Genomic DNA, 26,648 nt, shown 5'->3' with positions numbered 1-26,648 from the left:
GGGTGAGGAGGCCTCGCGGCCGCCAATGTTGAATCTTGAACTACATCAACGCGACCGACCGTAGACCTATTCCGTTCGAGATTCAACATCATCCGCAAAGTGTTGGCGTGATTACCCTGAGGTGGTAGATGCCCATGACATGACCTCTCAGCGCACCGGGCTCACCAGACCCACCCGCCGAGCCGTCCTGCTCGCTGCGGCGCTCCTGGCCACCGCCGCTCCCGCCGCCCGCACCGCCTCGGCCGACGCCTACGACACCCTCCGCCTCCGCTGGCTCGACATCGCCCTCGGTACGGGCTACGACCCCGCGGCGGAGCCGTACGCCGCGCGCCTGGCCGAAACCGGCACCCTCGCCCGCGGCTTCCGGGTCACCATGGCCCCCACCCCCACCTCCCTGTGGCCCGGCCACCCCTACGACCCGCCCGCCGGCATCACCCAGAGCTACGGCCGCCTGTGGACCATGACCCAGGCCTACGTCCAGCAGGGCACCGGCTCCACCGCCGACCCCGCCCTCCTCGCCGACATCCTGCGCGGCCTCGACCACCTCTCCGCCACCGTCTACAACCCCTCCACCACCCGCTACGGCAACTGGTGGGAATGGCAGATCGGCAGTCCGCGCCTGCTGACGGACATCACGGCCGCCCTGTACGACCACCTCGGCGAGGCCCGGATCGGTGCCGCCTGCGCGGCCGTCGACCACTTCATTCCGGACGCGATGCTCACCGACTACTCCGGCACCTCCACCGGCGCCAACCGCGTCGACCTGTGCCGCAGCGTCGCCCTGCGCGGCATCCTCGGCCGGGCCCCGGCGAAGATCGCGCTCGCCCGTGACGCGCTCTCCCCGGTCTTCCCGTACGTCACGAAGGGCGACGGCCTCTACGTCGACGGGTCGTTCGTCCAGCACACCTGGGTCGCCTACTCCGGCACCTACGGGCAGGTCCTCCTCGACGGCCTCGGCCGCCTCTTCGCCCTGCTCGCCGGATCCGAGTGGCAGGTGACCGACCCGAACAGGCAGATCGTCCTCGACAGCGTCGAGCACGCCTACGCCCCGCTCATCCACGACGGGTTGATGATGGACAGCGTCAACGGCCGTGCCATCAGCCGGGGTTACCTCAAGAGCGACGACCGGCACGTGATGCGCAGCGACCACTTCCACGGTCAGGGCATCATCGCCGCCATCGCCCTGCTCGCGGGCGGCGCGAGCGCGGCGGAGCGGGAGCGCTGGTACGGCCGCGTCAAGGGCTGGATCGAACGGGACGCGGTCACACCGATCCTGACAGCCCGTCAATTCGGGGTGGCCGACCTCGCCCGGCTGCACACCGTCACCGAGTCGCCGGTCGCCGCAGCCCCCGACCCGGTCGGCCACCACCTGTTCGCCGCCATGGACCGGGCCGTCCACCGCCGCCCGGGCTTCGTCGCGAACATCGCCATGGCCAGTGACCGCATCGCCCACTACGAGTGCGGCAACGGCGAGAACCCGCGCGGCTGGCACACCGGTGCCGGGATGCTCTCCTGGTGGGCGCCGGGCCTCGGCGATCAGTACACGGACTGGTACTGGCCGACCGTGGACTGGTACCGCCTCCCCGGTACGACGGTCTCCACCAGGCGCCTTCCCGACAAGGCCGGCGGCGAGTGGGGCGAGCCCAGGCCCGACGTGCGGTGGGTCGGCGGCGCTACGGACGGCGAGTACGCGGCGATCGGGCAGCACCTGAAGGGCCTCGGCTCGACCCTGGAGGCCCGCAAGTCGTGGTTCTGCACCGCGGACGCCGTGATCTGCCTCGGAGCCGGGATCACCTGCGCCGACGCGGTCCCCGTCGAGACCGTCGTCGACAACCGCAACCTGGGGGAGGGCGGCACCCGGACCTTCGTACGCGGCCCCGGCTGGGCCCACCTGGAGGGCCACGGCGGCTGGGTGGTGCCGTACGGCGAACTGCGCACCCTGCGCGAGGACCGCACCGGCGCCTGGGCCGACATCAACACCACCAGCACGACGGAGCGCCGCACCCGCCGCTGGCAGACCCTCTGGCTCGACCACGGCACGGACCCGACGGACGCGACCTACGTCTACGTCCTCATGCCCGGCGCCGGCCGGCATCAGGTGGCGGCCCGGGCCGCCCTGGGCACCCGCTGGCTGTCGGTCCTCGCCAACGACAGCGCATGCCAGGCCGTCCACGTCCGCTCCCTGGGCCTCACCGCCGCCAACTTCTGGCAGCCGGGTACGGCGGGCCCGCTCACCGCCGGCGCCGGCGCGAGCGTGCTGCTCCGCCGCCGGGGCCGTACCGCTACGCTCTGCGTGAGTGAGCCGCCGCGCTCGGGCGAGCCGCTGGAGATCACCTGGGACCACCCGGTACGCCGGGTCCTGCGCAAGGACGACTCGGTCGAGATCCTCTCGACGGGACGCCGACTGGGCGTCCGTGTCACTCCGGGGATGGTATGCGCGACCCATCGATGTGAGGTGGCTCTCGCCTGATGGCTTTGTACGACCCCAACAACCCGCACGCCCTCTGAGCAGTCAGAAGGGCTGCATGCCACGACGGTTCTGTTCAGTGGTACCAGGAAATGGCTCCGGAGACTGTACGGAGTCAACGGCTCGCTTTCCTCGGTGTCCTTCGTAAGGTCACTACATGACCGTTTTGGATGAGGCACCGGGTGAGCCGATCGACGCCCGCGGGCGGACCGCCGAGCTGCACGAGATCCGTGCGCAGGCGCTGGCCGGCCCGAGCGAGAAGGCGACCACGGCGCAGCACGCCAAGGGCAAGCTGACCGCCCGGGAGCGCATCGAGCTGCTCCTGGACCCGGGTTCCTTCCGGGAGGTCGAGCAACTGCGCCGGCACCGGGCCCAGGGCTTCGGCCTGGAGTCCAAGAAGCCGTACACCGACGGTGTCATCACCGGCTGGGGCACGGTGGAGGGCCGCACGGTCTTCGTCTACGCCCATGACTTCCGCATCTTCGGCGGCGCCCTGGGCGAGGCCCACGCCACCAAGATCCACAAGATCATGGACATGGCCATCGCGGCGGGTGCTCCGCTCGTCTCGCTGAACGACGGCGCGGGCGCCCGAATCCAGGAGGGCGTCTCGGCGCTCGCCGGCTACGGCGGCATCTTCCAGCGCAACACCAAGGCGTCCGGCGTCATCCCGCAGATCAGCGTGATGCTCGGCCCGTGCGCGGGTGGCGCGGCCTACTCGCCCGCCCTGACGGACTTCGTGTTCATGGTCCGCGAGACGTCCCAGATGTTCATCACCGGCCCGGACGTGGTCAAGGCGGTGACGGGCGAGGAGATCACCCAGAACGGCCTCGGCGGCGCGGACGTGCACGCCGAGACCTCCGGCGTGTGCCACTTCGCGTACGACGACGAGGAGACGTGCATCGCCGAGGTGCGCTACCTGCTCTCGCTGCTGCCCCAGAACAACCGTGAGAACCCGCCCCGTGCGGAGTCCACGGACGCGCCGGACCGCCGCAGCGACGTGCTGCTGGACCTGGTCCCGGCGGACGGCAACCGGCCGTACGACATGGCCAAGGTCATCGAGGAGATCGTCGACGACGGCGAGTACCTGGAGGTCCACGAGCGCTGGGCGCGGAACATCATCTGCGCGCTGGCCCGCCTCGACGGCCAGGTGGTCGGCATCGTGGCCAACCAGCCGCAGTCCCTCGCCGGTGTGCTGGACATCGAGGCATCGGAAAAAGCTGCGCGCTTTGTCCAGATGTGTGACGCTTTTAACATCCCGATCGTCACCTTCCTGGACGTTCCCGGGTTCCTTCCGGGTGTCGACCAGGAGCACGGCGGAATCATCCGGCACGGCGCGAAGCTCCTCTACGCCTACTGCAACGCGACCGTGCCGCGGATCTCGCTGATCCTGCGCAAGGCCTACGGAGGCGCGTACATCGTCATGGACAGCCAGTCCATCGGCGCCGACCTCACCTATGCCTGGCCGACGAACGAGATCGCCGTGATGGGCGCGGAGGGTGCGGCCAACGTCATCTTCCGCCGCCAGATCGCCGAGGCCGAGGACCCCGAGGTCATGCGGGCCCGCATGGTCAAGGAGTACAAGTCCGAGCTCATGCACCCCTACTACGCGGCCGAGCGTGGCCTGGTGGACGACGTGATCGACCCCGCGGAGACCCGCGAGGTGCTCGTCAAGTCCCTGGCGATGCTCCACACCAAGCACGCCGACCTGCCGTCCCGCAAGCACGGCAACCCCCCGCAGTAACCCACCGGTACCCCTGCGGAAACCTCTCTCACGGAGACTGACACCCATGAACCTCCCTGATATCCGCGTCGAGAAGGGCCACGCCGAGCCCGAGGAAGTCGCCGCCATCACGGCGATCCTGCTCGCGCGTGCCGCCGCCCAGCCGACCGACGCCGCCCCGGCCCACCGCGGCCGCGCCAAGGCCGGCTGGCGCCGCCTGGAGCGCGAGCCGGGCTTCCGCGCCCCGCACAGCTGGCGCTGACGGCCCGTAGGACCTCGAAAGGGGGCCCACCCGCCCGGGTGGGCCCCCTTTCGTCTGCCGTCCCCGCAGAGGGGACGCAGGCGACAGCAGAAGGGGCCCCTCCGATGCGGAGAGGGCCCCTTCTGCTGTCGTGCGTGCGGCAGTGCTAGCGCAGGCGTGCCATCAGCGCGTGCTCGACCAGGGTGATCAGCGCCGACTTCGCGTCCGCCCGGTGCCGGGCGTCCGTCGTGATGATCGGGGTGTCGGGGCCGATCTGGAGGGCCTCACGGACCTCGTCCGGGTTGTACGGCTGGTTGCCGTCGAAGCCGTTGAGGGCGATCACGAAGGGCAGACCCGAGTTCTCGAAGTAGTCGACCGCGGGGAAGCAGTCGGCGAGACGGCGGGTGTCCACCAGGACGATCGCGCCGATGGCGCCGCGCACCAGGTCGTCCCACATGAACCAGAAGCGGTCCTGGCCGGGCGTACCGAAGAGGTACAGGATCAGGTCCTGGTCGAGGGTGATACGACCGAAGTCCATGGCGACCGTCGTGGTCGTCTTGTCTCCGGTGTGGGTGAGGTCGTCGATGCCCGCGGAAGCGGACGTCATGACGGCCTCGGTACGCAGCGGGTTGATCTCCGAGACGGCCCCGACGAACGTGGTCTTGCCCACGCCGAAGCCACCCGCCACCACGATCTTCGCCGAGGTGGTGGAGCGGGAAGGACCGCCGCTAGAGCTTGCGAAGTCCACTGAGCACCCTTTCGAGCAGTGTCACGTCTGGCTGGCCGCCGGCGTTCTCGTCGCCGCCGGGCTGATGAATGGCGACCAGGCCCGCCTCCGCCAAGTCGGCGACGAGGATCCTGGCCACGCCGAGAGGGATCGTCAGGAGGGCCGAGACCTCGGCGACCGACTTGATCTCACGGCAGAGGTTGCAGATCCGCTGATGCTCGGGCAACTGGCCCTGCATCTGGTGCGGCTGCGCGGTGGTGTGCACCAGCGCCTCGATGGCGAGCTGGTAGCGCGGGCGCGTCCGGCCGCCGGTCATGGCGTACGGGCGAACCAAGGGGTTGGACGACGACCCTGCCGGTGCCGGCTCAGGGGCGCGGCGCTGCGGCTGCACCGGCTGGATGCGCGGCGCCGGCGGCTGGTCGTACGGAGAGGGCCCGGGGCCCTGCGGGGGGTACGGCTGCCGCTGGCTGGGCGTGGAGGGGAAGTTGTACCGGTTCCGGGAACCGTCGCCATGCCCCTGGCCAGGGCCGTACGACCAGTTGCCCGATGACGAACCGTCTGGGGGTGTTGCCACTTTCTCTCCTCCTCCGACCGTGCCTGGCACCCATCTTGTGGAGCCGCGTCCCGAAACCTTACGGCCACGGGACGCCAAAACGCACCGACTGTCTGTTAGTTGAGCAGGCTGCCTTGGAGCTCCGCACGCAGATCCGGCGTCAGGACCGTACCGGCACGGTCCACCAGAAGCGCCATCTCGTACCCGATGAGGCCGATGTCCGCCTCCGGATGTGCGAGAACTGCGAGTGAGGAACCGTCGGAGACGGACATGATGAAGAGGAATCCCCGCTCCATCTCCACAACCGTCTGGTTCACGCTGCCACCCTCGAAGATGCGGGAGGCGCCTGCCGTCAGAGACGTCAGACCGGAGGCGACGGCCGCGAGCTGGTCGGCGCGGTCGCGCGGGAAGCCTTCGGACATCGCCAGAAGGAGTCCGTCGGCGGAGACCACCACCGTGTGCGACACCCCGGGGGTGTTGTCCACGAAGTTGGTGATCAACCAGTTCAGGTTCTGTGCCGCCTGGCTCATCGGGCTCACACTAACGCTCCTGGTTGTAGGTGCTGTCAGGACCACTGTGGTGATTCCTAGTGGCCTGGCCGTTCGTTTCGCTTCCCGCGCTGCGTCCCCGCTGGACACCGCGGCGCAGGTTGCTCAGCCTGCCCCGGACGTCCTCGGGAGCACGGGAGATCTGTGGACCTCCCTGAGGGGTGGTCTCAGCGGCTCCCTCGACCAGGTTGGCCTTGGGAACCCGCCTCGGCAGGCCGGAGGAGGTGACCCCGCCCGCCTTGGGCTTCCGGAGCTGCGAGGCCTGCTGCCAGCGGTCGTCGTTGGCCGAACGCCAGCTGCTGTCGCCGTTGCTCTCCGGCGTGGGGGCCGACGGTTCCTGCCGCGCGGGCCGTCCGCCGTTGCTGCCGCTCGCGCCGGATCCGCGGCGGGGGAGCCCGGCGTCGGTCATTGCGTGGGCCGCGGAGGAGGCCGGTCCCGGACGGTCGAAGCCTACGCGGTCGCGCTCGTTCGAGTCATCGGCCTGCGCAGATTCCGTTTCCGGAGCGTACTGGTCCTGGTAGCCGTTGCGGTAGCCGTTCTGCTGCGGCCAGTCGTCCTGGTGGCGCCGCTGCTCGAAGGCTGGGAAGGACTCCGGGGCGGGTGCGCTCGGAGCTGCGGGCTCCTCGCGGACCGGCTCCGCATAGGAGGTCTCGGGGTAGCCGCCGCCGGACGAGAAGGTGTCGTTCTGCTGCAGGCCACCGTTCGGCGCGTAGTACGTGTCGTCGTACGACGCCCGCTGGGGCTCCTCGTACGCAGACCGCTGCTGCTCCTCGTACGACGTCTGCCGCTGCTCCTCGTACGACGGCTGCGGGTCGTACCCGGCCGGCTGCTCGGGGAAGCCGTTGTGGCCGTCGTAGGCCGGCTGACCGGTGAAGTCGTCGTACCCGGACGCCTCGGGGTTGTCCGGGCCGTGGTTCTGGGCCTCCAGGGCCGCGCGGCGCTCCTCGCGCATCAGGGAGCGGCCCACCGGGTCCAGGTCGCGCAGGTCGTCCGGGACCTCGGTGTAGCGGCTGTCGTCGAAGCCCAGCTCGGCGGCCGTGCGCATCGGCGGGCCGAAGCTCTCGCCACCCTGGAAGTTCTGCTCCGGGATGATCTGCGAGACGGTGAACTCGTCCTGGGACGGCTGGTGCTCGCCGCCGCCGCCGTGCGTGATGGCGTCGGGCAGCATGACCAGCGAGGTCGTGCCGGCCTGCTCGCCGGAGGGGCGCAGCTGGACGCGGATGCCGTGCCGGTCGGACAGCCGGCCGACCACGAACAGGCCCATGCGCTGGGATATCGCGGCGTCGACGGTCGGCGGGTTGGCCAGCTTGTGGTTGATGTCCGCGAAGTCCTCGGCGGTGAGGCCGATGCCCTTGTCGTGGATCTCGATCATGACCCGACCGTCGGGGAGACGGGTGGCGGTCACGCGAACCTTGGTCTGCGGGGAGGAGAACGTCGTCGCGTTCTCCAGCAGCTCGGCGAGCAGGTGCACGAGGTCGGTCACAGCACGGCCGTGGATCTCGGCCTCCGGGACGCCCGAGAGCTCGATGCGCTCGTACTGCTCCACCTCGGAGGAGGCGGCGCGCAGCACGTCGACGAGGGGGACTGGCTGGTCCCAGCGACGGCCGGGCTCCTCGCCGGCGAGGACCAGGAGGTTCTCGCCGTTGCGGCGCATACGGGTCGCGAGGTGGTCCAGGCGGAAGAGGTTCTCCAGCTGGTCCGGGTCGGCCTCGTTGTTCTCCAGGTCGGTGATCAGGGTCAGCTGGCCCTCGATCAGCGACTGGTTGCGGCGCGACAGGTTGGTGAAGATCGCGTTGATGTTGCCCCGCAGCAGGGCCTGCTCGGCGGCGAGCCGGACGGCCTCGCGGTGGACCTGGTCGAAGGCGCGGGCGACTTCGCCGATCTCGTCGCGGGTGTTGATCGGGATGGGCTGGACGCGGGTGTCCACGCGGCCCGGGTCGGTGCGCGAGAGCTGGTCGACCAGCATCGGCAGCCGCTGCTCGGCGATACCGAAGGCGGCGTTGCGCAGCTGGCGCATCGCACGGCTCATCTGGCGGGCGACCATCCCGGCCAGGATGAACGCGGCGAGCAGGGCGACCACGACGACGGCACCGGTGATCAGAGCGTCGCGCTTGGCGTCGTCCGAGATGGCGGCGGCCTCGTTCACCGCGGTGTTCGCGAGGTCGTTCTCGATGTCGCGGTACGCGTTGTACTTGAGGGTGTTCACCGCCCACCAGTTGTCCCTGGTGACGCCCTGCGTGGCGAGGGCCTGGCGGTCACTGGGGTCCGTGGAGGACAGCTGCGCGATGGCCGAGACCATCGCGTTGTCCTTGGTGGGCGGCGGGACGTAGTCCGGGTTCTTCTGCTTGGCCGCCGCCGCCAGGGCCGCGCCCTCGGCCTTGATGTCCTTCGAGGCCTGCACCAGCTTGGCGTTGTCCGCCTCGGTGCCACCGCTCTGGTACTCCTGGATGGCGATGCCCTCCAGGTAGGCGTACGACGACAGGGCGACGCGCTGCTTGGCGAGGTCTTCGGCCTTGGGACCCGGCTGGGTCAGCATGTGCATACCGATGGAGCGCTGCAGCGAGAGCGCGCCCTTGGTGAGTGAGATGGCGTAGACCGTACGGCCGTAGCTGGTGATGTTTCCGGTGCCGAGGCCCAGCTCGTTGGAGAACTCCAGCAGTCGGTGCTCGACCCCGACGTAGCCCTCTTCGGTCTCCACGCCCTTGAGCTTGCTCGTGTAGGCGGCCGCGCGGAGCTTGGTCAGGTCGGGCTCGACCTCACGGAAGCGGTCCAGACGGCGGACCAGGTTGGGCCGGTCCGGCATGTTCTGGGCGGCCTCGTCGAAGGCGTCGGCGGCCTTGTCGGTGGTGGCGCGGGCCTTGACGACCGTCGGGTCGTCCTCGCCCTTGCCCGCCAGCAGGGGCGCCGCGGTCTGGTCGCGCTCCTCCAGCAGAGCGTCGCCGTAGGTCAGGGCGGCGGCGACCAGGCGCGCGGTGTTCTCCGCGTCCTCGGCCTCCTGCCAGGTGTCGATCGAGCTCTTCACCTGGAAGCCGCCCATGACGAGGCCGACCATCACGGGTATGAGCAGGATCGCGTTCAGCCGGGTCGGCACGCGCCAGTTGCGCGGGGAGAGACGGCCGCCGCTCGGGGCCGGCGTGGCCGTTGGTTCCGATCCGGGCACATGGGCGGGCGCCGCTCCGCGCGGCGGCGGGGTGAAGTTGCCCCGGGCCGACGGCTCGGGACTGCTCTTGCTTCGCCTCACTCGACCAACAACCTTCCGGCGGGGTCGGCACCTACGTATGTGCCGCTGTGTCTCAGAGCCCAGTTCGCCATCGAGTACGCAGTACCGCTGAGTACGTCTTTGACTATTAGGCAGTTCTCGCATTCCAGCACGTCGGCCTGCGCTCTTCCAAACAGTGGAAGTCGAGGATTCCGCATGATGTAAGCCCTAGATAAAACGGTCATAAAGAGCGAGCCCCGCCAAAAGACGGGGCGTTTGTGCGCGCAGCGACACCGCTTGACCGCGACGAGTGGCCGTACCACCCGATTCCTCTGCCGAAACGTTATGAACAACGAAGCCGACCGTGTCAAAGGCCACAGCCGGCTCCGGTACATCTACGACAACTGCCGTATGAAGCTCCCGACTTGCGCTACCGCAGCCGGGCCATCAGGGCGTGCTCCACCAGCGTGATCAGCGCGCTCTTGGCATCGGCACGATGCCGGGCGTCGGTGGTGATGATCGGCGCGTCCGGGCCGATCTGCAGCGCCTCGCGCACCTCGTCGGGCGTGTAGGGCTGGTGTCCGTCGAAGCCGTTCAGGGCTATGACGAACGGGAGCCCGCTGTTCTCGAAGTAGTCGACCGCGGGGAAGCAGTCGGCGAGACGGCGGGTGTCCACCAGGACGACGGCGCCGATGGCGCCGCGCACCAGGTCGTCCCACATGAACCAGAAGCGGTCCTGGCCGGGCGTACCGAAGAGGTACAGGATCAGGTCCTGGTCGAGGGTGATACGACCGAAGTCCATCGCCACCGTGGTGGTGGTCTTGTCCCCGGTGTGCGTGAGGTCGTCGATGCCCGCGGAAGCGGACGTCATGACGGCCTCGGTGCGCAGCGGGTTGATCTCCGAGACGGCGCCGACGAACGTGGTCTTGCCCACGCCGAAGCCACCCGCCACCACGATCTTGGCGGAGGTGGTCGCCCGACCCGGTTCAGAGCTTGCGAAGTCCACTGAGCACCCTTTCGAGCAGCGTCACGTCCGGAGCGCCACCGTTGTTCTCGTCGCCACCCGGCTGGTGAATGGCGACCAGGCCGGCCTCCGCGAGGTCCGCGACGAGGATCCTGGCCACGCCCAGCGGCATGGAGAGGAGCGCGGACACCTCGGCGACCGACTTCACCTCACGGCACAGGTGGCAGATGCGCTGGTGCTCCGGGAGGAGTCCCATGAGGGCTGCCGGGTCGGCCGTGGTGCTGATCAGAGCCTCGATGGCCAGCTGGTAGCGCGGCCGGGTCCGGCCGCCGGTCATCGCGTACGGACGAACCAGCGGCTGGTCGCCCTCATCCTCGTACGGCTCCGCGTACGGATCATGAGAGGCGGTGGGCGGGGTCATGAATCCTCCGGGCTGGGACAGCAAGTCGGTCAGTCAAGCCGTCTGGTAAGGGGCCAGTGGGGGGATTGTGGCGGCCGGACGGTGATTTGGTGAGACGGGTGGATCCGGGGGCGATCAGTGGAGCAGACTGCCTTGGAGCTCGGCACGCAGGTCCGGGGTGAGTACCGCGCCCGCGCGGTCGACCAGCAGCGCCATCTCGTAGCCGACGAGGCCGATGTCGCATTCGGGGTGCGCCAGGACGGCGAGGGATGAACCGTCCGAGACGGACATGAGGAAGAGGAATCCTCGTTCCATCTCCACGACGGTCTGGGCCACGCTGCCGCCGTCGAAGATCCGCGACGCCCCCGCCGTCAGTGAGGTCAGGCCCGACGCGACGGCCGCCAGCTGGTCGGCTCGGTCGCGCGGGAAGCCCTCCGACATCGCCAGCAGCAGACCGTCCGCGGACACGACGACGGTGTGGGACACACCCGGGGTGTTGTCCACGAAGTTGGTGATCAACCAGTTGAGGTTCTGTGCCGCCTGGCTCATCTGGCTCAACTAACGCTCCTGCTGGTGAGTGGGGTTCGGGAAGCTGCCGGTCTGGCCGTTGTTGACCTGGCGACCTTGCGCGATACCCCGACGGAGATTGGTCAGCCGACCGCGTACGTCATCAGGCGCACGCGAGACCTGCGGACCGGCTTGGTGCTGTTGCTGCTGAGCCGTACCCGGGACGAGGTTCGCCCTGGGGACCCGGCGCGGCAGGCCGGAGGTGGTGACCCCGCCCGCGGCGGGCTGCCGGACGCGTTCTGCCTGCCGGACGAGGTCGTCGTTCGGCGAGCTGCGCCAGGCGGTCGATGCGCTCCGCTGGGGAGCGGAGGACGGCTGAGGAGGCGCCGCAGGAGCCTGGGATTCCCGCGGAGCGGACGCCGGAGCCTGGCCGCCCGCCTCGGGCTGCTGCCCCTGCGGACCGCCGTGGAACCAGTTGGTCTCCAGCGTGTCGTACAGCGGGGTACGCCCGTCACCGGGACCCGTCGCCGGCGGCAGCGCCTCGGGCTCCTGCCGCGTGGGCCGCTGCTGCGGACGCTGCGGGGCCGGGGGCTGCGTGGCGCCGTAGCCGGAACCGCCGCCGTACGTGCCGTTGACCTGCGGCCGCTCGAACTGTCCGGTGGAGTCCGGGTTCTGGCGGCCGGGCAGGGCGTGCTGGCCCGTGGAGCTGTTGTCGTAGGCCTGCGGGGCCTGGTACTGGCCCGTCTGCGACGCGTTGTTCTGCCCGCCCTGCGGGTTGCCCTGGGGCCGCTGGAACTGTCCGGTGGAGTCCGGGTTCTGGCGGCCGGGCAGGGCGTGCTGGCCGGTCGAGCTGTTGTCGTAGGCCTGCGGGGCCTGGTACTGGCCCGTCTGCGACGCGTTGTTCTGCCCGGCACCCGAGGAGCCGAAGACGTCCGAGCGGACGAACTGACCCGTGCTCTGCGGGTTGTACGAACCCGGCGAGGTGGCGTCGAAGTCCGGGCGGGGGAACTCGGAGGCCGAGCCCGCGCCCTGACGGTCGTCGATCCGCGGCATCCGGGAGGTCTGTGCGGAGTCCTCGTCGTGCCCGCGCGGGGTGTCGAGCGAGGCGCGCGGCACCGGCGGCTGCGCGTTCTCGTCGCTCCAGCTGGGGCGCGAGGGCTGGCTGCCGCCCGGCAGCTCGGCACGCGGGCCACCGCGCGGCGGCAGCTGCGGCTGACGGCCACGACGGCCCTTCTCGGCGGGCGGGTTCTGCTGCGACGAACCGCCCGGACGGGACTGCTCACGAGGGGAGCCGCCGCGGGAGCCGCCGAAGGCGTCCTGGCCGCCACCGAACGGATCCTGACCCGTGCCCGCGGCCTGCAGTCCCTGCGGAGCACCCGGAGCCTGGCCGCCGAACCCGGCACCCGCACCGGCGGGAGCCGGCCGGCCCTGCGACGGCGCGCCCGGACCCTGGGGTCCACGCGGTGCGCCGGGGCCACCCGGAAGTCCGCCACCGTCACGCCCCGGCAGTGCGGCCCGCGGTCCCTGACCGGCACCGAGCCGGCCTCCGCCGGACGCACCGGCACCGAGCGCACCGCCACCCGGCGCGCCCGCGCCGAGGGAGCCGCCGCCGGCCTGACGACGGGCGGCAGCCGCACCGGCGGCGGCAGCCGCTGCGGCCGGGCCACCGGAGGCACCGGGACCGCCCGGGCCGGGCTTGCCCGGAGCGGGCTTCTTGCCGCCCTGGGCGACATCGACGGGCAGCATGACCAGCGCGGTCGTACCACCGGAGTCGGAGGGGCGCAGCTGGATGCGGATGCCGTGCCGCTGCGACAGCCGACCGACCACGAAGAGGCCCATGCGGCGGGAGACGGAGACGTCCACGGTGGGCGGCGAGGCGAGCCGCTCGTTGATCGCGGCGAGGTCCTCGGGGGAGAGGCCGATGCCGGTGTCGTGGATCTCGATCAGGACGCGGCCGTCGGGCAGCGCGTGACCGGTGACCTTGACCTTGGTCTGCGGGGAGGAGAACGACGTCGCGTTCTCCAGCAGCTCGGCGAGCAGGTGCACGAGGTCGTTGACGACCCGGCCGGCCACTTCGGTGGTCGGCACGGAGGACAGCTCGATGCGCTCGTACTGCTCCACCTCGGACGCGGCGGCGCGGAGCACGTCGACCAGCGGGACCGGGCGGGTCCAGCGGCGGCCGGGCTCCTCACCGGCGAGGACGAGGAGGTTCTCACCGTTACGGCGCATGCGCGTCGCGAGGTGGTCGAGCTTGAACAGGGAGGACAGCTGGTCCGGGTCGGCCTCGCGGGACTCCAGTTCGGAGATCAGCGAGAGCTGGCGCTGGATGAGGCCCTGGGAGCGGCGCGAGAGGTTGGTGAACATCGCGTTGACGTTGCCCCGCAGCAGGGCCTGCTCGGCGGCCAGGCGGACCGCCTCGCGGTGCACGTCGTCGAAGGCCGCGGCCACCTGGCCGATCTCGTCCCGGGAGTGCACACCGACCGACTCGACGGAGGTGTCGACGTCCTGCGGGTCCGACTCCGACAGCTGCTTGACCAGCTCGGGCAGACGGTCCTGGGCGACCTTGGTGGCGGTCTCCTCCAGGCGGCGCAGCGAGCGGATCATGGAGCGGGCCACCACGAAGGCGCCGACCAGCGAGACACCGAGCACGAGCAGGATCAGCGCGCCGGAGATGATCGCCTCGCGCTCCGACTCGTTGCGCAGCTCGCGGGCCTTCTGCTCCATGTCCTCCAGCAGCGTGGTCTCGATGGCCCGCATCTGCTGGATCTTGGTGGTGCTGTCGTCCACCCAGTCCTTGTAGGAGCGCTTCTCCAGGTCGTCGAGGGCGTTCGGGTTGCCGAGGGCACGGGTGGCGTACTTGTCGCTCGCCGTGATCGTCGGGTTGCCCTTCTCGATCGACTGCAGCAGGTCGGCTGCGCCCTGGATGCCGTAGATGCTCCGGAAGCTCTTCAGCTCGGAGCGCTGGCTCGTCAGGGCCGACTCGGCGTAGAGCCGGTCGTTCTCGGAGAGACGGCCCGCGGTGTCGTTGTTCGCGGGCAGCGCGGCGGCGAGGGCGGCGCGCTGGATGGACGCGTACTCCTTGGCGGTGGAGAAGGCCGCCAGGGCACGCGTGCTCTGGATCATCTCCGGGTTGCTGGTCGCCTCCGCCATGTCCTGCGAGAGACCGAGCAGGTTGGTGATCAGGCGGTGGTAGGCCTCCACGGTCTGCGTGGAGTTCTGCTTGGCCTGGTAGGCGGTGTTGCGGATCTTCGCGATGTCGCTCAGGTCGCCGACGAGCTGGACGAGGTTGTCACGGACGCCCTTGAGGTTGCCGTCCTTGCTGCTGTCGTCGATCTCCTCGGACGCCTCGATGAAGCTGTCCCTGGCCCGGTCCGTCTTGTCCCGGTAGCCCTTGACCGTGTAGTCCGTCGCCTTCGCGCCGTGCGCGAGGGGACCGGCGGACTGGTCGCGCTCCTCCTGGAGCGCGGCGGCGAGCTCGGTGGCCCGCTTGGTCATGTCCGTCAGCAGCTTCATGTTGTCGAGCTGCTGGATGTCGTCCATGTTGTCGCTGATACGCAGGGCGCCCAGCGAGGTGGCCGCGACCACCGGGAGCGTCAGCAGCGCCACCAGACGCGTGGAGATACGCCAGTTGCGCAGGGCTATTCGCGCGCCCGGACCGGTGGCGGACTTGGGGGCCTTCTTCGGCGGTGGGGGCGTGGAAGCGCCGGTCGTCCCCGGGGAGGCCGACACGGCGGGGCGCCCGGAGCGCTCGCTGCCGTCGACGGACACGGCCGGGCCCGGGTTCTGGGCGTGCTGGGGCGAGGGACCTCGGTCGGTCCCGCCGTGCTCCGGCTCCGCCGAAGCGCTGCCATCCCTCTTGAAACGTCCCTGCACTAGCGTCGCAACCTCTGGACCAGGCGCCCCTCCGCGTGAACGGACGGACACGGTGTCGGCGTATTGGGGAGCGTCCTGAACACGCTCCCTGATGGTCGTGAGTGACCGGCGCTGGCTCCCCCTCCTCGCCGCCGCACGGCGCTCGATTGCGCCCCCTGTGCGCCGGCTCGATCCTGCGGCGGTCCGTGAGATTCCAGCACAGTGCCGGATCTCCAACAAGGCCCGTATGTCGAGCCGTGACATACGTGACACCACGTGATGGCGAGATTACCTGCCGTAGAGACTTATCCCATCCATATCGGACTTTTGCCCGCGAGCTGCTCGGGCGCGGGAGGTGTCCCAGTCGCCATGATCAGGAGCGGAATGATGGCTTCAGGGGGGCAATGTCCGTTTCGTGGGGGTGAATTGCAGGCCTGAATTGCCCGATTCGTGCGCAGAGTCGTGAGCAAACTCACATGCGGAACACAGGGTCTGCGCGCCTGTGAAGGGGAACACCAGGTTTAGCCCGCGCTTTACATGATGTAAGACTTTGACAACCCGCGCCCGCGTGAGGCCCCCTGCCTCCACCGGCGCCCGAACACGACAGGGTCACGTACAACCGTGAAGACGACGATGATGTTCCACAACATAGCCAACCCGCGGCGCACGACGCTGGCGCACCTCGAGGACGCCGACGCCCTGCAGACCCCGGAGCAGGAGCACTCCGTCGACCTCCCGGCGCAGACCGCGAACCCCAGGCGCACCATCCTCATGGAGGTCCCCGCCACGGCCTCCGTCGCCCAGTAGTACGCGCGCCGGCCCCGGATCATTCAAGGCGCCCTCACCCGAGGTAATGCGCGAGGCACCTGCCCCTTGCCGCGTTAGCCTGGAGCGTCAGACTCCAGCCGGCTCAAGTGAGGGGCGCAGGGATCCCGTGCGCATCGCCAGATTCTCCATCGACGGGAACGTCGCCTTCGGCGCGGTCGAGGGCGACAAGCCTGACGAGCTCGTCCTCGACATCATCAAGGGCATCCCGTTCGCGGACTTCGAGCTCTCCGGTACGAAGGTCCCGCTCGGCAAGGTGAGGCTGCTGCCGCCGGTGCTCCCCAACAAGGTCGTGGCCTTCGGCCGCAACTACGCCGAGCACGCCCGCGAACTCGGCCACGAGGTGCCCGACGCCCCGTTCGCCTTCTTCAAGCCCTCCACCGCGGTGATCGGCCCCGGCGACGAGATCCAGTACCCGTCCTTCACCGAGGACCTCCACCACGAGGCCGAACTGGCCGTCGTCATCGGCCGCATGTGCCGTGAGGTCCCGCGCGAACGCGTCAAGGACGTGATCTTCGGCTACACCTGCGCCAACGACATCACTGCCCGCGACGTCCAGAAGCGCGAGAAGCAGTGGGCACGGGCCAAGGGCTTCGACACCTCCTGCCCGCTCGGCCCCTGGGTGGAGACCGACCTGGACCTCGAGAAGGCGTCCGACCTGACGATCCAGCTCACCGTCAACGGCGAACAGCGCCAGCTCGGCCGCACCAGCGAGATGATCCACCGGATCGAGGATCTGATCGTCAACATCTCCGAGGCCATGACGCTGCTCCCCGGCGACGTGATCCTCACGGGCACCCCGGCAGGGGTCGGCCCCCTCAACGTCGGCGACGAGGTCGCCGTCACCATCGAAGGCATCGGCACTCTCACCAACAAGGTTGTCAAGCGTGGCTAGCGCACCCGTCCGCGTACGTTTCTGCCCCTCGCCCACCGGTAACCCCCACGTGGGCCTGGTCCGCACCGCCCTGTTCAACTGGGCGTTCGCCAAGCACCACCAGGGCACGCTCGTCTTCCGCATCGAGGACACCGACGCGGCCCGCGACTCCGAGGAGTCCTACAACCAGCTGCTCGACTCGATGCGCTGGCTGGGCTTCGACTGGGACGAGGGCCCCGAGGTCGGCGGCCCGCACGCGCCGTACCGCCAGTCGCAGCGCATGGACCTCTACAAGGAGGTCGGCCAGAAGCTCCTGGACGGCGGGTACGCCTACCGCTGCTACTGCTCCCAGGATGAGCTGGACAGCCGCCGCGAGGCCGCCCGCGCCGCCGGCAAGCCGTCCGGCTACGACGGCCACTGCCGTGCGCTGACCGACGCGCAGGTCGCGGAGTACAAGGCCCAGGGCCGCGAGCCCATCGTCCGCTTCCGCATGCCCGACGAGACGATCACCTTCACGGACCTGGTCCGCGGCGAGCTGACCTTCACCCCGGAGAACGTCCCGGACTACGGCATCGTCCGCGCGAACGGCGCCCCGCTGTACACCCTGGTGAACCCGGTCGACGACGCCCTGATGGAGATCACCCACGTCCTGCGCGGCGAAGACCTGCTCTCCTCCACGCCCCGCCAGATCGCCCTGTACAAGGCGCTGACGGAGCTGGGCATCGCCAAGCAGATCCCGCAGTTCGGCCACCTGCCGTACGTGATGGGCGAGGGCAACAAGAAGCTGTCCAAGCGCGACCCCCAGTCGTCGCTGAACCTCTACCGCGAGCGCGGCTTCCTCCCCGAGGGCCTCCTCAACTACCTCTCCCTGCTCGGCTGGTCGCTCTCCGCCGACCAGGACATCTTCACGATGGACGAGATGGTCGCGGCCTTCGACATCGCGGACGTGCAGCCCAACCCGGCCCGCTTCGACCTCAAGAAGTGCGAGTCGATCAACGGCGACCACATCCGCCTGCTCGACGTGAAGGACTTCACGGAGCGCTGCGCCCTCTGGCTGAAGGCCCCGTTCGCCCCCTGGGCGCCGGAGGAGTTCGACGAGACCAAGTGGCACGCGATCGCCCCGCACGCCCAGACGCGTCTGAAGGTCCTCTCCGAGATCACGGACAACGTCGACTTCCTCTTCCTCCCGGAGCCGGTGTTCGACGAGCCGAGCTGGACGAAGGCGATGAAGGAGGGCAGCGACGCGCTCCTGACGACCGCCCGCGAAAAGCTGGACGCGGCCGACTGGACCTCCCCCGAGTCCCTGAAGGAGGCCGTCCTGGCCGCCGGCGAGGCCCACGGCCTCAAGCTCGGCAAGGCCCAGGCCCCGGTCCGCGTCGCCGTCACCGGCCGCACGGTCGGCCTGCCCCTCTTCGAGTCCCTCGAGGTCCTGGGCAAGGAGCAGACGCTGGCCCGCATCGACGCGGCGCTGGCCAAGCTGGCCGCATAGCGCGTTCACAACAGGGCGGCGTCCGGTTCGGGCGCCGCCCTTCGCGTGTCCGCCCAGACGTCACTCGGAGTTCACCCTTCCGGGCAACCGTCGCTTCCGTGGTGGACGTTGGATGCTCCCTGTGCGCATGAGGTGCGTGTGCACCCTGTTACAGGGGGAGGGGAACGTGACTCGTTCACGAAGACTTGCCACGGTGGCGCTCGGCGGGGCGATGGCGCTGACGTGCGCCCTGCCGATCACGCCCGCGCAGGCCGTGGAGTCGCCGGTGGGGACCGTCCGGCTCAGCACGGAGAAGCGGCAGGAGATCCGGTACGTCTGGGCCGGCGCGTCCGGGTTCCGGTACCGCACGGTCAGCGGCGGCTCCACGACCTGGGTGGACTACCCGGACGTCGTCCCGCCCGCGCACGCCGGTCCGGACGACCTCGCCACCGGCACCGACGTCGTCACCACGATGAGCGGTGCGACCGCCACGCAGCAGCACCGCTCCACCGGCGTGAGCGTCACCCTCACACTTCCGTCCGGCCAGACCTATCAGGGCGCCGTGGGCTGGAGCGTGCTGACCCGGGACGGCTCCGGCGGCCTGCACGTCCTGCGCGCCGCTCCCGACGGCACCACCACAGACCTGCCGGTCTCCGGCCTCCCGGCGGGCGCCCAGCCCACCGCCTACCCGGCGGCCGGCTCGGTCCGCCGGCTCGGCGTCGTCTACAAGGTCGACGGCACGACGTCCGTCGGTCTCATCGACCTCGCGGACGGCACCTTCCGCACGTATGTCACCGGCGTGATCGACGCCCCCGAGGTCGTCTTCAACGACCGCTGGCTCGTGGCCGACTGGAAGTCGATACGGATCGACTCCGAGCCCGGCACCGAGCCCACCACGCACCCCCGGTGGGGGGCTCAGGCCGCGGCCGTGGTCGGCGATCAACTCCTCATCGGCAACTGGGACTTCGTCGAGGCCGGAACCCAGCCCGCACTGATCGCCCACTCCCTCACGACCGGCACCTACACCACGGTGCTCAGCCCGTCCTTCGGCGGGATCGGCCCGACCCTGGACGGCGGCGCGCTTGCTACCGCAGGCCGGTCCGGCCTCGACTGGAACGTCCACCGGATCACCCCTATCGAGGACGGCACGGTCACCACGAAGAAGGTGGCCCAGATCCCGGCGTACGCAGTCGGGGTGCAGGGACTGGCCGTCGCCGGCGGCGAGTTGTTCCTGTACGGCTCGACACCGGGGGCGTCCTCCCGGTTCAGCAGCTTCCAGCTGGACGCCACAGGCATGCCCACGGGCGAGCAGACCCCCCGCAGCCCGGGGCTGACCCAGGTCACCTGCCTCCCGGGCGACGCCGCCTGCCCCCAGCTGGAGGCCCTGGGCGACGGCCGGGTCGCCTACCTGTGGACCAACGCCGAGGGCCAGGAATTCGTCCACAACGTCGGCCTCGACGCCACGACGACCAGCCGCAACGAGCCCAGAGGCGGCGACTCCGCCGGCCGTATCCCGAGCGGCACCGGCCGCTACGTGCTCTACAACGGCGGCTCCGGCACCCAGAGGGTCGTCGACTTCCCGAGCGGCACGACCGACGCCGAGACCCCCCTCAGCCGAGCCCGCACGGCAGCCGCCGTCTGGGGCCAGACGATGTGGACCCCCGGCAGCACCCAGGGCTCGGTCGTCGGAAAGAACCTCAAGACCGGCCAGCCGGTGGCCACCCTGGCCACCGGCGCGCCCTGCACCCCGAGCGACATCCAGGCGGTCAACACCTGGCTGTACTGGTCCTGCGGCTCCACCGCGGGCGTCTACGACCGGGCGACGAACCGCAGGATCACGGTCCCCGCCGACCAGGGTCCGGCCCGCCTCGCCGACGGCTTCCTGCTCCGCGAGAACCGCACCACCCACGAACTCCTGCTCACCGACTTCCACACCGGCACGGCCGCCACCCGCACCCTGGTCAAGCTGCCCACCACGGACCAGAACACCGGAGGCAGCAACGGCCGCTGGGCCGTCGACCGGTTCGGCGGCCACATCGCCTACCTCAACGGCACCTACGGCGAGGTGTCGATCGTCCGCAGCGGAGTCCCCGCCTCGGCGCTCGCGCAGATGGAGGCCCAGACCGACGCGGTACCGGGCGGCCCCACGAAGTCCCGCCCCTGGCAGCCCGTGTGGCAGCTCAACAAGCCCGCCGACTGGACGCTCACCCTGACCAACAGCGGCGGTACGGTCGTGCGCAGCCTCACCGGCGGCACCGAGGGCGCCGCCGTCCGCGCCGCCTGGGACGGCTTCGGGACCGACGGCCGCCGCGTCACCGGCACGTACACCTGGAAGCTGACCGCCCAGGCGCACGACGAGGTGGGCCCCGCCCTCACCGTCACCGGCACTACCGCGGTCAACTGACGGACAGCCTCCTGCCGTCCGGGTTACCGTCGGATCATGAGCATTCGGGCCGTGGTCTGGGACGTGGACGACACCATCTTCGACTACACCGCGGCCGACCGCGCCGGAATGCGCGAGCACCTGCTGGCCGAGGGCCTGCTCGACGGGTACGAGACCGTCGAGCAGGCCCTCGTGCGCTGGCGGCAGGTCACCGATCAGCAGTGGGCACGGTTCTCGGCGGGGGAGGCGACCTTCGAGGGCCAGCGGCGTGATCGCGTACGGGTCTTCCTGGGCGAGGAGCTGACGGACGCCGAGGCCGAGGCGTGGTTCCGGCGGTACATCACGCACTACGAGGCCGCCTGGGCCCTGTTCCCGGACGTCCTGCCCGTCCTGGACGCCCTCGCGACCAGTCATCGGCACGCCGTCCTGTCCAACTCCAGCCTCGTCGTCCAGGACCGCAAGCTGCGGGTGCTCGGGGTCCACGACCGGTTCGAGGCGATCCTGTGCGCCGCCGAGCTAGGCATCTCGAAACCGGAGGCCGGCGCCTTCCACGCCGCCTGCACGGCACTGGAGCTGGCCCCGCACCAGGTGGCGTATGTCGGTGATCACCCGGAGATCGACGGGCGGGGTGCCGCCGACGCCGGACTGCTGTCGGTGTGGATCAACCGTGACGGCGTGTACACCAGCGATGACGCCCCCGGCGGGCCGCACCGGATCGCCTCCCTCGGTGAACTCCCCGCGCTCCTCGGCGCGGATACCCGTTTTGGAGCCCCGTCCACCTTCGGGTAATGTTCTTCCTGCGCCGCCGGAGAGCGGGCCGAAAGGCCGGAATCCGGGGGAGCAAACTAGAACGACATCGCCCTCAGGGGCTTGCGTTCCAGTGGCCTATGGTGTAATTGGCAGCACGACTGATTCTGGTTCAGTTAGTCTTGGTTCGAGTCCAGGTAGGCCAGCTCGCAGAGCTCATCTGCGTCGCGGATCTCATCCGCAAAGCCCCCGTTGTGTAGCGGCCTAGCACGCTGCCCTCTCAAGGCAGTAGCGCCGGTTCGAATCCGGTCGGGGGTACAGATCCTTCCCGCGAGGACGGCTCGGGTAGCTCCCACCGACTTCGATGCAGGATCGCTAGGGCCCCCGTTGTGTAGCGGCCTAGCACGCCGCCCTCTCAAGGCGGTAGCGCCGGTTCGAATCCGGTCGGGGGTACTGACTGGTCTAAACCACATTGGTCTATGGTGTAATTGGCAGCACGACTGATTCTGGTTCAGTTAGTCTTGGTTCGAGTCCAGGTAGACCAGCTCGGACCTGCGGAAACGCAGTGTCCAGGCCCCCGTTGTGTAGCGGCCTAGCACGCCGCCCTCTCAAGGCGGTAGCGCCGGTTCGAATCCGGTCGGGGGTACAAAACGAAGGCCCTTCGCTCAGGCGGAGGGCCTTTCGCTGCGTCTGAGGCTCTGCCGGCGCCCCTCAACCGGGCGTACGCCAGCAGCAGTTGAGGGCCCGGTCGTGTGCGAGCCCGGGGCGTCGTCTTCCCGTCGGTCGAGAACCTGCCGCGGCGTTGAGGCTGGTCCTGTTCCGGCGGGGACGCGACGCCCCGCGACTGATCAGCCCGAGCGGCGCAGAGCCTCGGAGAGACGGGCTGCCGCGTCGATGACCGCCTGGGCGTGCATACGGCCGGGGTGGCGGGTGAGGCGCTCGATGGGGCCGGAGACCGACACGGCGGCCACCACGCGGTTCGACGGGCCGCGTACCGGCGCGGAGACGGACGCGACGCCCGGCTCGCGCTCGCCGATCGACTGGGCCCAGCCTCGGCGTCGTACGCCGGAGAGGGCCGTCGCCGTGAAGCGGGCGCCCTGCAGGCCCCGGTGCAGGCGCTCCGGCTCCTCCCAGGCCATGAGGATCTGCGCCGAGGAGCCCGCCTTCATCGTGAGCGTCGAGCCGACCGGGACCGTGTCCCGCAGGCCGGACAGACGCTCCGCCGCGGCGACGCAGATGCGCATGTCGCCCTGGCGGCGATAGAGCTGTGCGCTCTCGCCGGTCACGTCACGGAGGTGGGTGAGGACCGGGCCCGCCGTGGCGAGAAGGCGGTCCTCACCGGCCGCCGCGGCCAGTTCCGAAAGGCGCGGGCCGAGAATGAAACGGCCCTGCATGTCACGCGCCACCATGCGGTGGTGTTCCAGAGCCACGGCCAGTCGATGGGCCGTGGGTCGTGCCAGTCCGGTGGCCGAGACGAGCCCTGCGAGGGTGGCCGGACCGGACTCCAGGGCGCTCAGGACAAGGGCTGCCTTGTCCAGAACGCCGACGCCGCTACTGTTGTCCATGAAACGATACTCGCGTCTCACTCTGTGAAACGCAAGTTCAATTTTCCGTGGAACACGCCACTCTGGAAGAACGAAGGCAGAGCGGCCCGTAAACCTGAGCGGGCCTGGCGGCGGACGCCCGGAAGCAGGGGCGCGGGCGCAGGTCGCCTTCTCAAGATCTCTAGTTGGGCCGGCAGACCGTAAGCCGGCCGGAGGGAAAGCGATGGGTAGGACACTCGCGGAGAAGGTCTGGGACGACCATGTCGTCCGGCGCGCCGAGGGCGAGCCCGACCTCCTCTTCATCGATCTGCACCTGCTGCACGAGGTGACCAGCCCGCAGGCCTTCGACGGCCTCCGCAAGAGCGGTCGCCAGGTGCGCCGGCTCGACCTGACCATCGCCACCGAGGACCACAACACCCCGACCCTCGACATCGACAAGCCCATCGCGGACCCGGTCTCCCGCGTCCAGCTGGAGACGCTGCGCAAGAACGCCGCCGACTTCGGTGTGCGCCTGCACCCGCTGGGCGACGTGGAGCAGGGCGTCGTGCACGTCGTCGGCCCCCAGCTGGGACTGACGCAGCCCGGCATGACCGTCGTCTGCGGTGACTCGCACACCTCCACGCACGGGGCCTTCGGCGGTCTGGCGTTCGGTATCGGCACCTCCCAGGTCGAGCATGTGCTGGCCACCCAGACGCTGCCGCTGGTCCGCCCGAAGACCATGGCCATCACGGTCAACGGCGAGCTGCCCGACGGCGTCACCGCCAAGGACCTGATCCTGGCGATCATCGCCCGGATCGGTACGGGCGGCGGCCAGGGCTATGTCCTGGAATACCGCGGCTCCGCCATCGAGAAGCTCTCGATGGAGGCCCGGATGACCATCTGCAACATGTCGATCGAGGCCGGCGCCCGCGCGGGCATGATCGCCCCCGACCAGACCACCTTCGACTACCTCGAGGGCCGTCCGCACGCCCCCAAGGGCGAGGACTGGGACGCGGCCGTCGCGTACTGGAAGACGCTGAAGACGGACGAGGGCGCCGAGTTCGACGCCGAGGTCGTGATCGAGGCCGCCGAACTGTCGCCGTTCGTCACCTGGGGCACCAACCCCGGCCAGGGTGCGCCGCTTTCGGCGGCCGTCCCCGATCCGGCTTCGTACGAAGACGCTTCGGAGCGCTTCGCCGCCGAAAAGGCCCTGGAATACATGGGGTTGGAGGCCGGTCAGCCGCTGCGCTCCATCAAGGTGGACACCGTCTTCGTAGGCTCGTGCACCAACGGCCGCATCGAGGACCTGCGCGCCGCCGCGGAGCTCGTGAAGGGCCGCAAAGTCGCCGACGGCGTACGGATGCTGGTCGTCCCCGGCTCCGCGCGGGTGGGTCTGCAGGCCGTTTCCGAGGGTCTGGACGTCGTCTTCAAGGAGGCCGGCGCCGAGTGGCGGCACGCGGGCTGCTCGATGTGTCTGGGCATGAACCCCGACCAGCTGGCCCCGGGTGAGCGCTCCGCGTCCACCTCCAACCGCAACTTCGAGGGCCGGCAGGGCAAGGGCGGTCGTACGCACCTGGTGTCGCCGCAGGTCGCGGCGGCCACCGCGGTCCTGGGCCACCTGGCCTCCCCGGCCGACCTGTCCGACGCCGAGACCCGTACGCCCGCTGGAGTCTGATCAGCCATGGAAGCATTCACCACGCACACCGGCCGGGCCGTCCCGCTGCGCCGCTCCAACGTCGACACCGACCAGATCATCCCTGCTCACTGGCTCAAGAAGGTGACCCGGGACGGGTTCGAGGACGGGCTTTTCGAGGCCTGGCGCAAGGACCCGGAGTTCGTGCTCAACCGCCCCGAGCGCGAAGGCGCCACGGTGCTGGTCGCCGGTCCCGACTTCGGCACCGGTTCCTCCCGTGAGCACGCCGTGTGGGCGCTGCAGAACTACGGCTTCAAGGCCGTCATCTCCTCGCGTTTCGCGGACATCTTCCGCGGCAACTCGCTCAAGAACGGCCTGCTCACAGTGGTTCTGGAGCAGAAGATCGTGGACGCGCTGTGGGAGCTCACCGAGCAGGACCCGCAGGCCGAGGTCACCGTCGACCTTCAGGCCCGTGAGGTGCGCGCCGAGGGCATCACCGCCTCCTTCGAGCTGGACGAGAACTCCCGCTGGCGGCTGCTGAACGGCCTCGACGACATCTCGATCACCCTGCAGAACGAGGCCGACATCGCCACCTACGAGGCGAAGCGGCCGTCCTTCAAGCCGCGCACCCTTCAGTCCTGATCCGAGGGCCTGACCCCGAGGCGCGAGCCGAGACTTCGAAACAAGGCCACTTTCGGCCACCACAACACCCCCGCAGTACCCCCGATCAGCCCGATCGGGGGTACTGCCATGTCTGCACCCGAACGGCCCTGCGCCGCTCGCCGGTCGCGCTCAACTTCCCACGTTACGAAGGATGTTGAAGGGGTACGCGAGTGTTGTCATCGCGGCTTCCGCAAGTGCCCGGAAGGCCATTTGAGGCCGGAGTTGCACCCCTGGCAGGCGACAACTCGCCCCAGATGGCACAATCTGTGCATGGAACACGACGGCCAACTCGAGCTCTATGCGGCAGTCGCGGACCAACTCAAGGAAGCGCATGGAAGGGTGCGCGCACTGCAAGTCCCGGAGGGCGTACGGATGGCGCTGACCCGGAAGCTGCTGGTCATTACGGCCGCGGCCAAGCACGACGTCGCCGAAGCGACAAGGCGTCTGGAGCGGTTCATGGCGGACCTCGACGCGGGGCGATTCCCCGAAGAGGAACGCTGAACACCTTCGAGACTGTCGAGTCTGTTGCGGCACAAGGGTGATTAGCCCGTTTCGTGTTTGATTTGCGGTATATATCTGCCTAACGTGCGAAAAAGCTTGAACACTTTCGTTCTGGCGATGTCTCCGAAGGGGAAGACGTGAACAAGGCGCAGCTCGTAGAAGCGATTGCCGACAAGATGGGCGGCCGCCAGCAGGCCGCCGAGGCTGTCGACCACGTACTGGACGCCATCGTCCGCGCGGTCGTCTCGGGTGAGCGGGTCTCCGTCACCGGCTTCGGTTCGTTCGAGAAGGTCGACCGGCCTGCTCGCTACGCCCGTAACCCTCAGACGGGCGAGCGGGTTCGGGTCAAGAAGACCTCCGTTCCGCGCTTCCGTGCGGGTCAGGGCTTCAAGGACCTGGTGAGCGGCTCGAAGAAGCTCCCCCGCGGCGGCGAGGTCGCCGTCAAGAAGGCGCCCAAGGGCAGCCTGACCGGTGGTGCCTCGGCGACGGTCAAGAAGGCCGCCGCGAAGAAGACCACCAAGGCGGCGGCGAAGAAGACGACCGCGAAGAAGACGACGGCCAAGAAGACCACGGCTGCCGCCAAGAAGACCACCGCGAAGAAGACGACGGCCAAGAAGACCACGGCTGCCGCCAAGAAGACCACCGCGGCGAAGAAGACCACGGCCAAGAAGGCGACGGCCAAGAAGGCCCCGGCGAAGAAGGCGACGGCCAAGAAGGCGCCCGCAAAGAAGTCGACGGCTCGCAAGACCACGGCCAAGAAGGCCACCGCCCGCAAGAGGTAGAACTGCGGGTCACAGGTAGAACCGCAGGGCACTCACGCGCCGGGCCGGACTCCGAGTGGAGTCCGGCCCGC

The 26,648-nt window shown here is 69.6% G+C and carries 21 protein-coding genes and 5 tRNA genes; 17 read left to right on the top strand and 9 right to left on the bottom strand.

Annotation, left to right across the window (positions count from 1 at the left end; all coding sequences use genetic code 11):
- Window positions 1-139 precede the first annotated feature (139 nt).
- The 3 genes from ACZ7M7_RS34135 to ACZ7M7_RS34125 all read left to right on the top strand — a co-directional run bounded on the left by ACZ7M7_RS34135 (window position 140) and on the right by ACZ7M7_RS34125 (window position 4,449).
- Window positions 140-2,470 carry a polysaccharide lyase 8 family protein gene (locus ACZ7M7_RS34135; RefSeq protein ID WP_472123681.1) on the top strand — a complete coding sequence of 777 codons (2,331 nt, stop codon included), beginning with the start codon at window positions 140-142 and terminating at the stop codon, window positions 2,468-2,470.
- A 154-nt stretch (window positions 2,471-2,624) separates the two neighbouring features.
- Complete coding sequence (locus ACZ7M7_RS34130) at window positions 2,625-4,208, top strand: acyl-CoA carboxylase subunit beta (protein ID WP_362384238.1); 1,584 nt, start codon at window positions 2,625-2,627, stop codon at window positions 4,206-4,208.
- Window positions 4,209-4,254: 46 nt separating this feature from the next.
- Entirely contained in the window at window positions 4,255-4,449 is a 195-nt protein-coding gene (locus ACZ7M7_RS34125) for an acyl-CoA carboxylase subunit epsilon (protein ID WP_369273619.1), read from the top strand.
- A gap of 145 nt (window positions 4,450-4,594) precedes the next feature.
- Here the strand turns inward: ACZ7M7_RS34125 and ACZ7M7_RS34120 are convergent, their stop codons facing one another.
- The 8 genes from ACZ7M7_RS34120 to ACZ7M7_RS34085 form a co-directional block, all read right to left on the bottom strand.
- Complete coding sequence (locus ACZ7M7_RS34120; RefSeq protein WP_026248371.1) at window positions 4,595-5,176, bottom strand: GTP-binding protein; 582 nt, start codon at window positions 5,174-5,176, stop codon at window positions 4,595-4,597.
- Window positions 5,157-5,729 (bottom strand): DUF742 domain-containing protein, encoded by a 573-nt coding sequence (locus ACZ7M7_RS34115; RefSeq protein WP_383607451.1) that lies wholly within the window; start codon window positions 5,727-5,729, stop codon window positions 5,157-5,159. The genes ACZ7M7_RS34120 and ACZ7M7_RS34115 overlap by 20 nt, the downstream gene beginning before the upstream one ends.
- A gap of 95 nt (window positions 5,730-5,824) precedes the next feature.
- Window positions 5,825-6,238 (bottom strand): roadblock/LC7 domain-containing protein, encoded by a 414-nt coding sequence (locus ACZ7M7_RS34110; protein ID WP_005479603.1) that lies wholly within the window; start codon window positions 6,236-6,238, stop codon window positions 5,825-5,827.
- 10 nt (window positions 6,239-6,248) lie between these two features.
- Entirely contained in the window at window positions 6,249-9,497 is a 3,249-nt protein-coding gene (locus ACZ7M7_RS34105) for a nitrate- and nitrite sensing domain-containing protein (protein WP_472123678.1), read from the bottom strand.
- A 388-nt stretch (window positions 9,498-9,885) separates the two neighbouring features.
- Window positions 9,886-10,461: a GTP-binding protein gene (locus tag ACZ7M7_RS34100; protein WP_030051303.1), complete on the bottom strand. Its 576-nt coding sequence runs from the start codon at window positions 10,459-10,461 to the stop codon at window positions 9,886-9,888.
- Window positions 10,442-10,840 carry a DUF742 domain-containing protein gene (locus ACZ7M7_RS34095; protein ID WP_003997626.1) on the bottom strand — a complete coding sequence of 133 codons (399 nt, stop codon included), beginning with the start codon at window positions 10,838-10,840 and terminating at the stop codon, window positions 10,442-10,444. Before ACZ7M7_RS34095 ends, ACZ7M7_RS34100 begins: the two co-directional genes overlap by 20 nt.
- Before the next feature lie 114 nt (window positions 10,841-10,954).
- Window positions 10,955-11,368 carry a roadblock/LC7 domain-containing protein gene (locus tag ACZ7M7_RS34090; RefSeq protein ID WP_093910158.1) on the bottom strand — a complete coding sequence of 138 codons (414 nt, stop codon included), beginning with the start codon at window positions 11,366-11,368 and terminating at the stop codon, window positions 10,955-10,957.
- A gap of 9 nt (window positions 11,369-11,377) precedes the next feature.
- A complete protein-coding gene (locus ACZ7M7_RS34085) occupies window positions 11,378-15,199 on the bottom strand; it encodes a sensor histidine kinase (RefSeq protein WP_472123675.1) in 3,822 nt (1,273 codons plus the stop codon).
- A 600-nt stretch (window positions 15,200-15,799) separates the two neighbouring features.
- On the opposite strand from ACZ7M7_RS34085, the gene ACZ7M7_RS34080 reads away from it, so the two are divergent.
- From ACZ7M7_RS34080 to ACZ7M7_RS34035, 10 genes are all read left to right on the top strand, one after another.
- Complete coding sequence (locus tag ACZ7M7_RS34080; RefSeq protein ID WP_427839762.1) at window positions 15,800-15,985, top strand: hypothetical protein; 186 nt, start codon at window positions 15,800-15,802, stop codon at window positions 15,983-15,985.
- Window positions 15,986-16,112: 127 nt separating this feature from the next.
- Window positions 16,113-16,898: a fumarylacetoacetate hydrolase family protein gene (locus ACZ7M7_RS34075; RefSeq protein ID WP_383607447.1), complete on the top strand. Its 786-nt coding sequence runs from the start codon at window positions 16,113-16,115 to the stop codon at window positions 16,896-16,898.
- Window positions 16,882-18,366, top strand: coding sequence for a glutamate--tRNA ligase (gene gltX, locus ACZ7M7_RS34070; protein WP_472123671.1), 1,485 nt, complete (start codon window positions 16,882-16,884; stop codon window positions 18,364-18,366). Before ACZ7M7_RS34075 ends, gltX begins: the two co-directional genes overlap by 17 nt.
- A gap of 166 nt (window positions 18,367-18,532) precedes the next feature.
- Window positions 18,533-20,749, top strand: a complete 2,217-nt coding sequence (locus ACZ7M7_RS34065) for a FlgD immunoglobulin-like domain containing protein (protein WP_472123668.1) — start codon at window positions 18,533-18,535, stop codon at window positions 20,747-20,749.
- Between the two features lie 36 nt (window positions 20,750-20,785).
- Complete coding sequence (locus ACZ7M7_RS34060; RefSeq protein WP_472123665.1) at window positions 20,786-21,517, top strand: HAD family hydrolase; 732 nt, start codon at window positions 20,786-20,788, stop codon at window positions 21,515-21,517.
- 92 nt (window positions 21,518-21,609) lie between these two features.
- Window positions 21,610-21,681, top strand: a tRNA-Gln gene (locus tag ACZ7M7_RS34055).
- A gap of 39 nt (window positions 21,682-21,720) precedes the next feature.
- Window positions 21,721-21,793: transfer RNA gene (locus ACZ7M7_RS34050), tRNA-Glu, on the top strand.
- Window positions 21,794-21,855: 62 nt separating this feature from the next.
- Window positions 21,856-21,928, top strand: a tRNA-Glu gene (locus ACZ7M7_RS34045).
- Between the two features lie 20 nt (window positions 21,929-21,948).
- A tRNA-Gln gene (locus ACZ7M7_RS34040) sits at window positions 21,949-22,020 on the top strand.
- A gap of 28 nt (window positions 22,021-22,048) precedes the next feature.
- Window positions 22,049-22,121, top strand: a tRNA-Glu gene (locus ACZ7M7_RS34035).
- Window positions 22,122-22,323: 202 nt separating this feature from the next.
- Here the strand turns inward: ACZ7M7_RS34035 and ndgR are convergent.
- Window positions 22,324-23,040, bottom strand: a complete 717-nt coding sequence (gene ndgR, locus ACZ7M7_RS34030; protein ID WP_369273628.1) for an IclR family transcriptional regulator NdgR — start codon at window positions 23,038-23,040, stop codon at window positions 22,324-22,326.
- 202 nt (window positions 23,041-23,242) lie between these two features.
- On the opposite strand from ndgR, the gene leuC reads away from it, so the two are divergent.
- From leuC to ACZ7M7_RS34010, 4 genes are all read left to right on the top strand, one after another.
- A complete protein-coding gene (gene leuC / locus ACZ7M7_RS34025) occupies window positions 23,243-24,673 on the top strand; it encodes a 3-isopropylmalate dehydratase large subunit (protein ID WP_383607443.1) in 1,431 nt (476 codons plus the stop codon).
- A 6-nt stretch (window positions 24,674-24,679) separates the two neighbouring features.
- Window positions 24,680-25,273 (top strand): 3-isopropylmalate dehydratase small subunit, encoded by a 594-nt coding sequence (leuD, locus tag ACZ7M7_RS34020; RefSeq protein ID WP_383607442.1) that lies wholly within the window; start codon window positions 24,680-24,682, stop codon window positions 25,271-25,273.
- A gap of 291 nt (window positions 25,274-25,564) precedes the next feature.
- A complete protein-coding gene (locus ACZ7M7_RS34015) occupies window positions 25,565-25,795 on the top strand; it encodes an SCO5555 family protein (RefSeq protein WP_328878980.1) in 231 nt (76 codons plus the stop codon).
- Window positions 25,796-25,932: 137 nt separating this feature from the next.
- The gene (locus tag ACZ7M7_RS34010; protein WP_383607441.1) at window positions 25,933-26,577 is read left to right on the top strand and encodes an HU family DNA-binding protein; all 645 of its coding nucleotides are present in this window, start codon (window positions 25,933-25,935) and stop codon (window positions 26,575-26,577) included.
- The last annotated feature ends 71 nt before the right edge of the window (window positions 26,578-26,648 follow it).

Source organism: Streptomyces sp. NPDC111606 (assembly GCF_055656945.1).
Note: the sequence above shows the minus strand (reverse complement) of the source record. Positions and strands in the feature narration are given on the sequence as shown.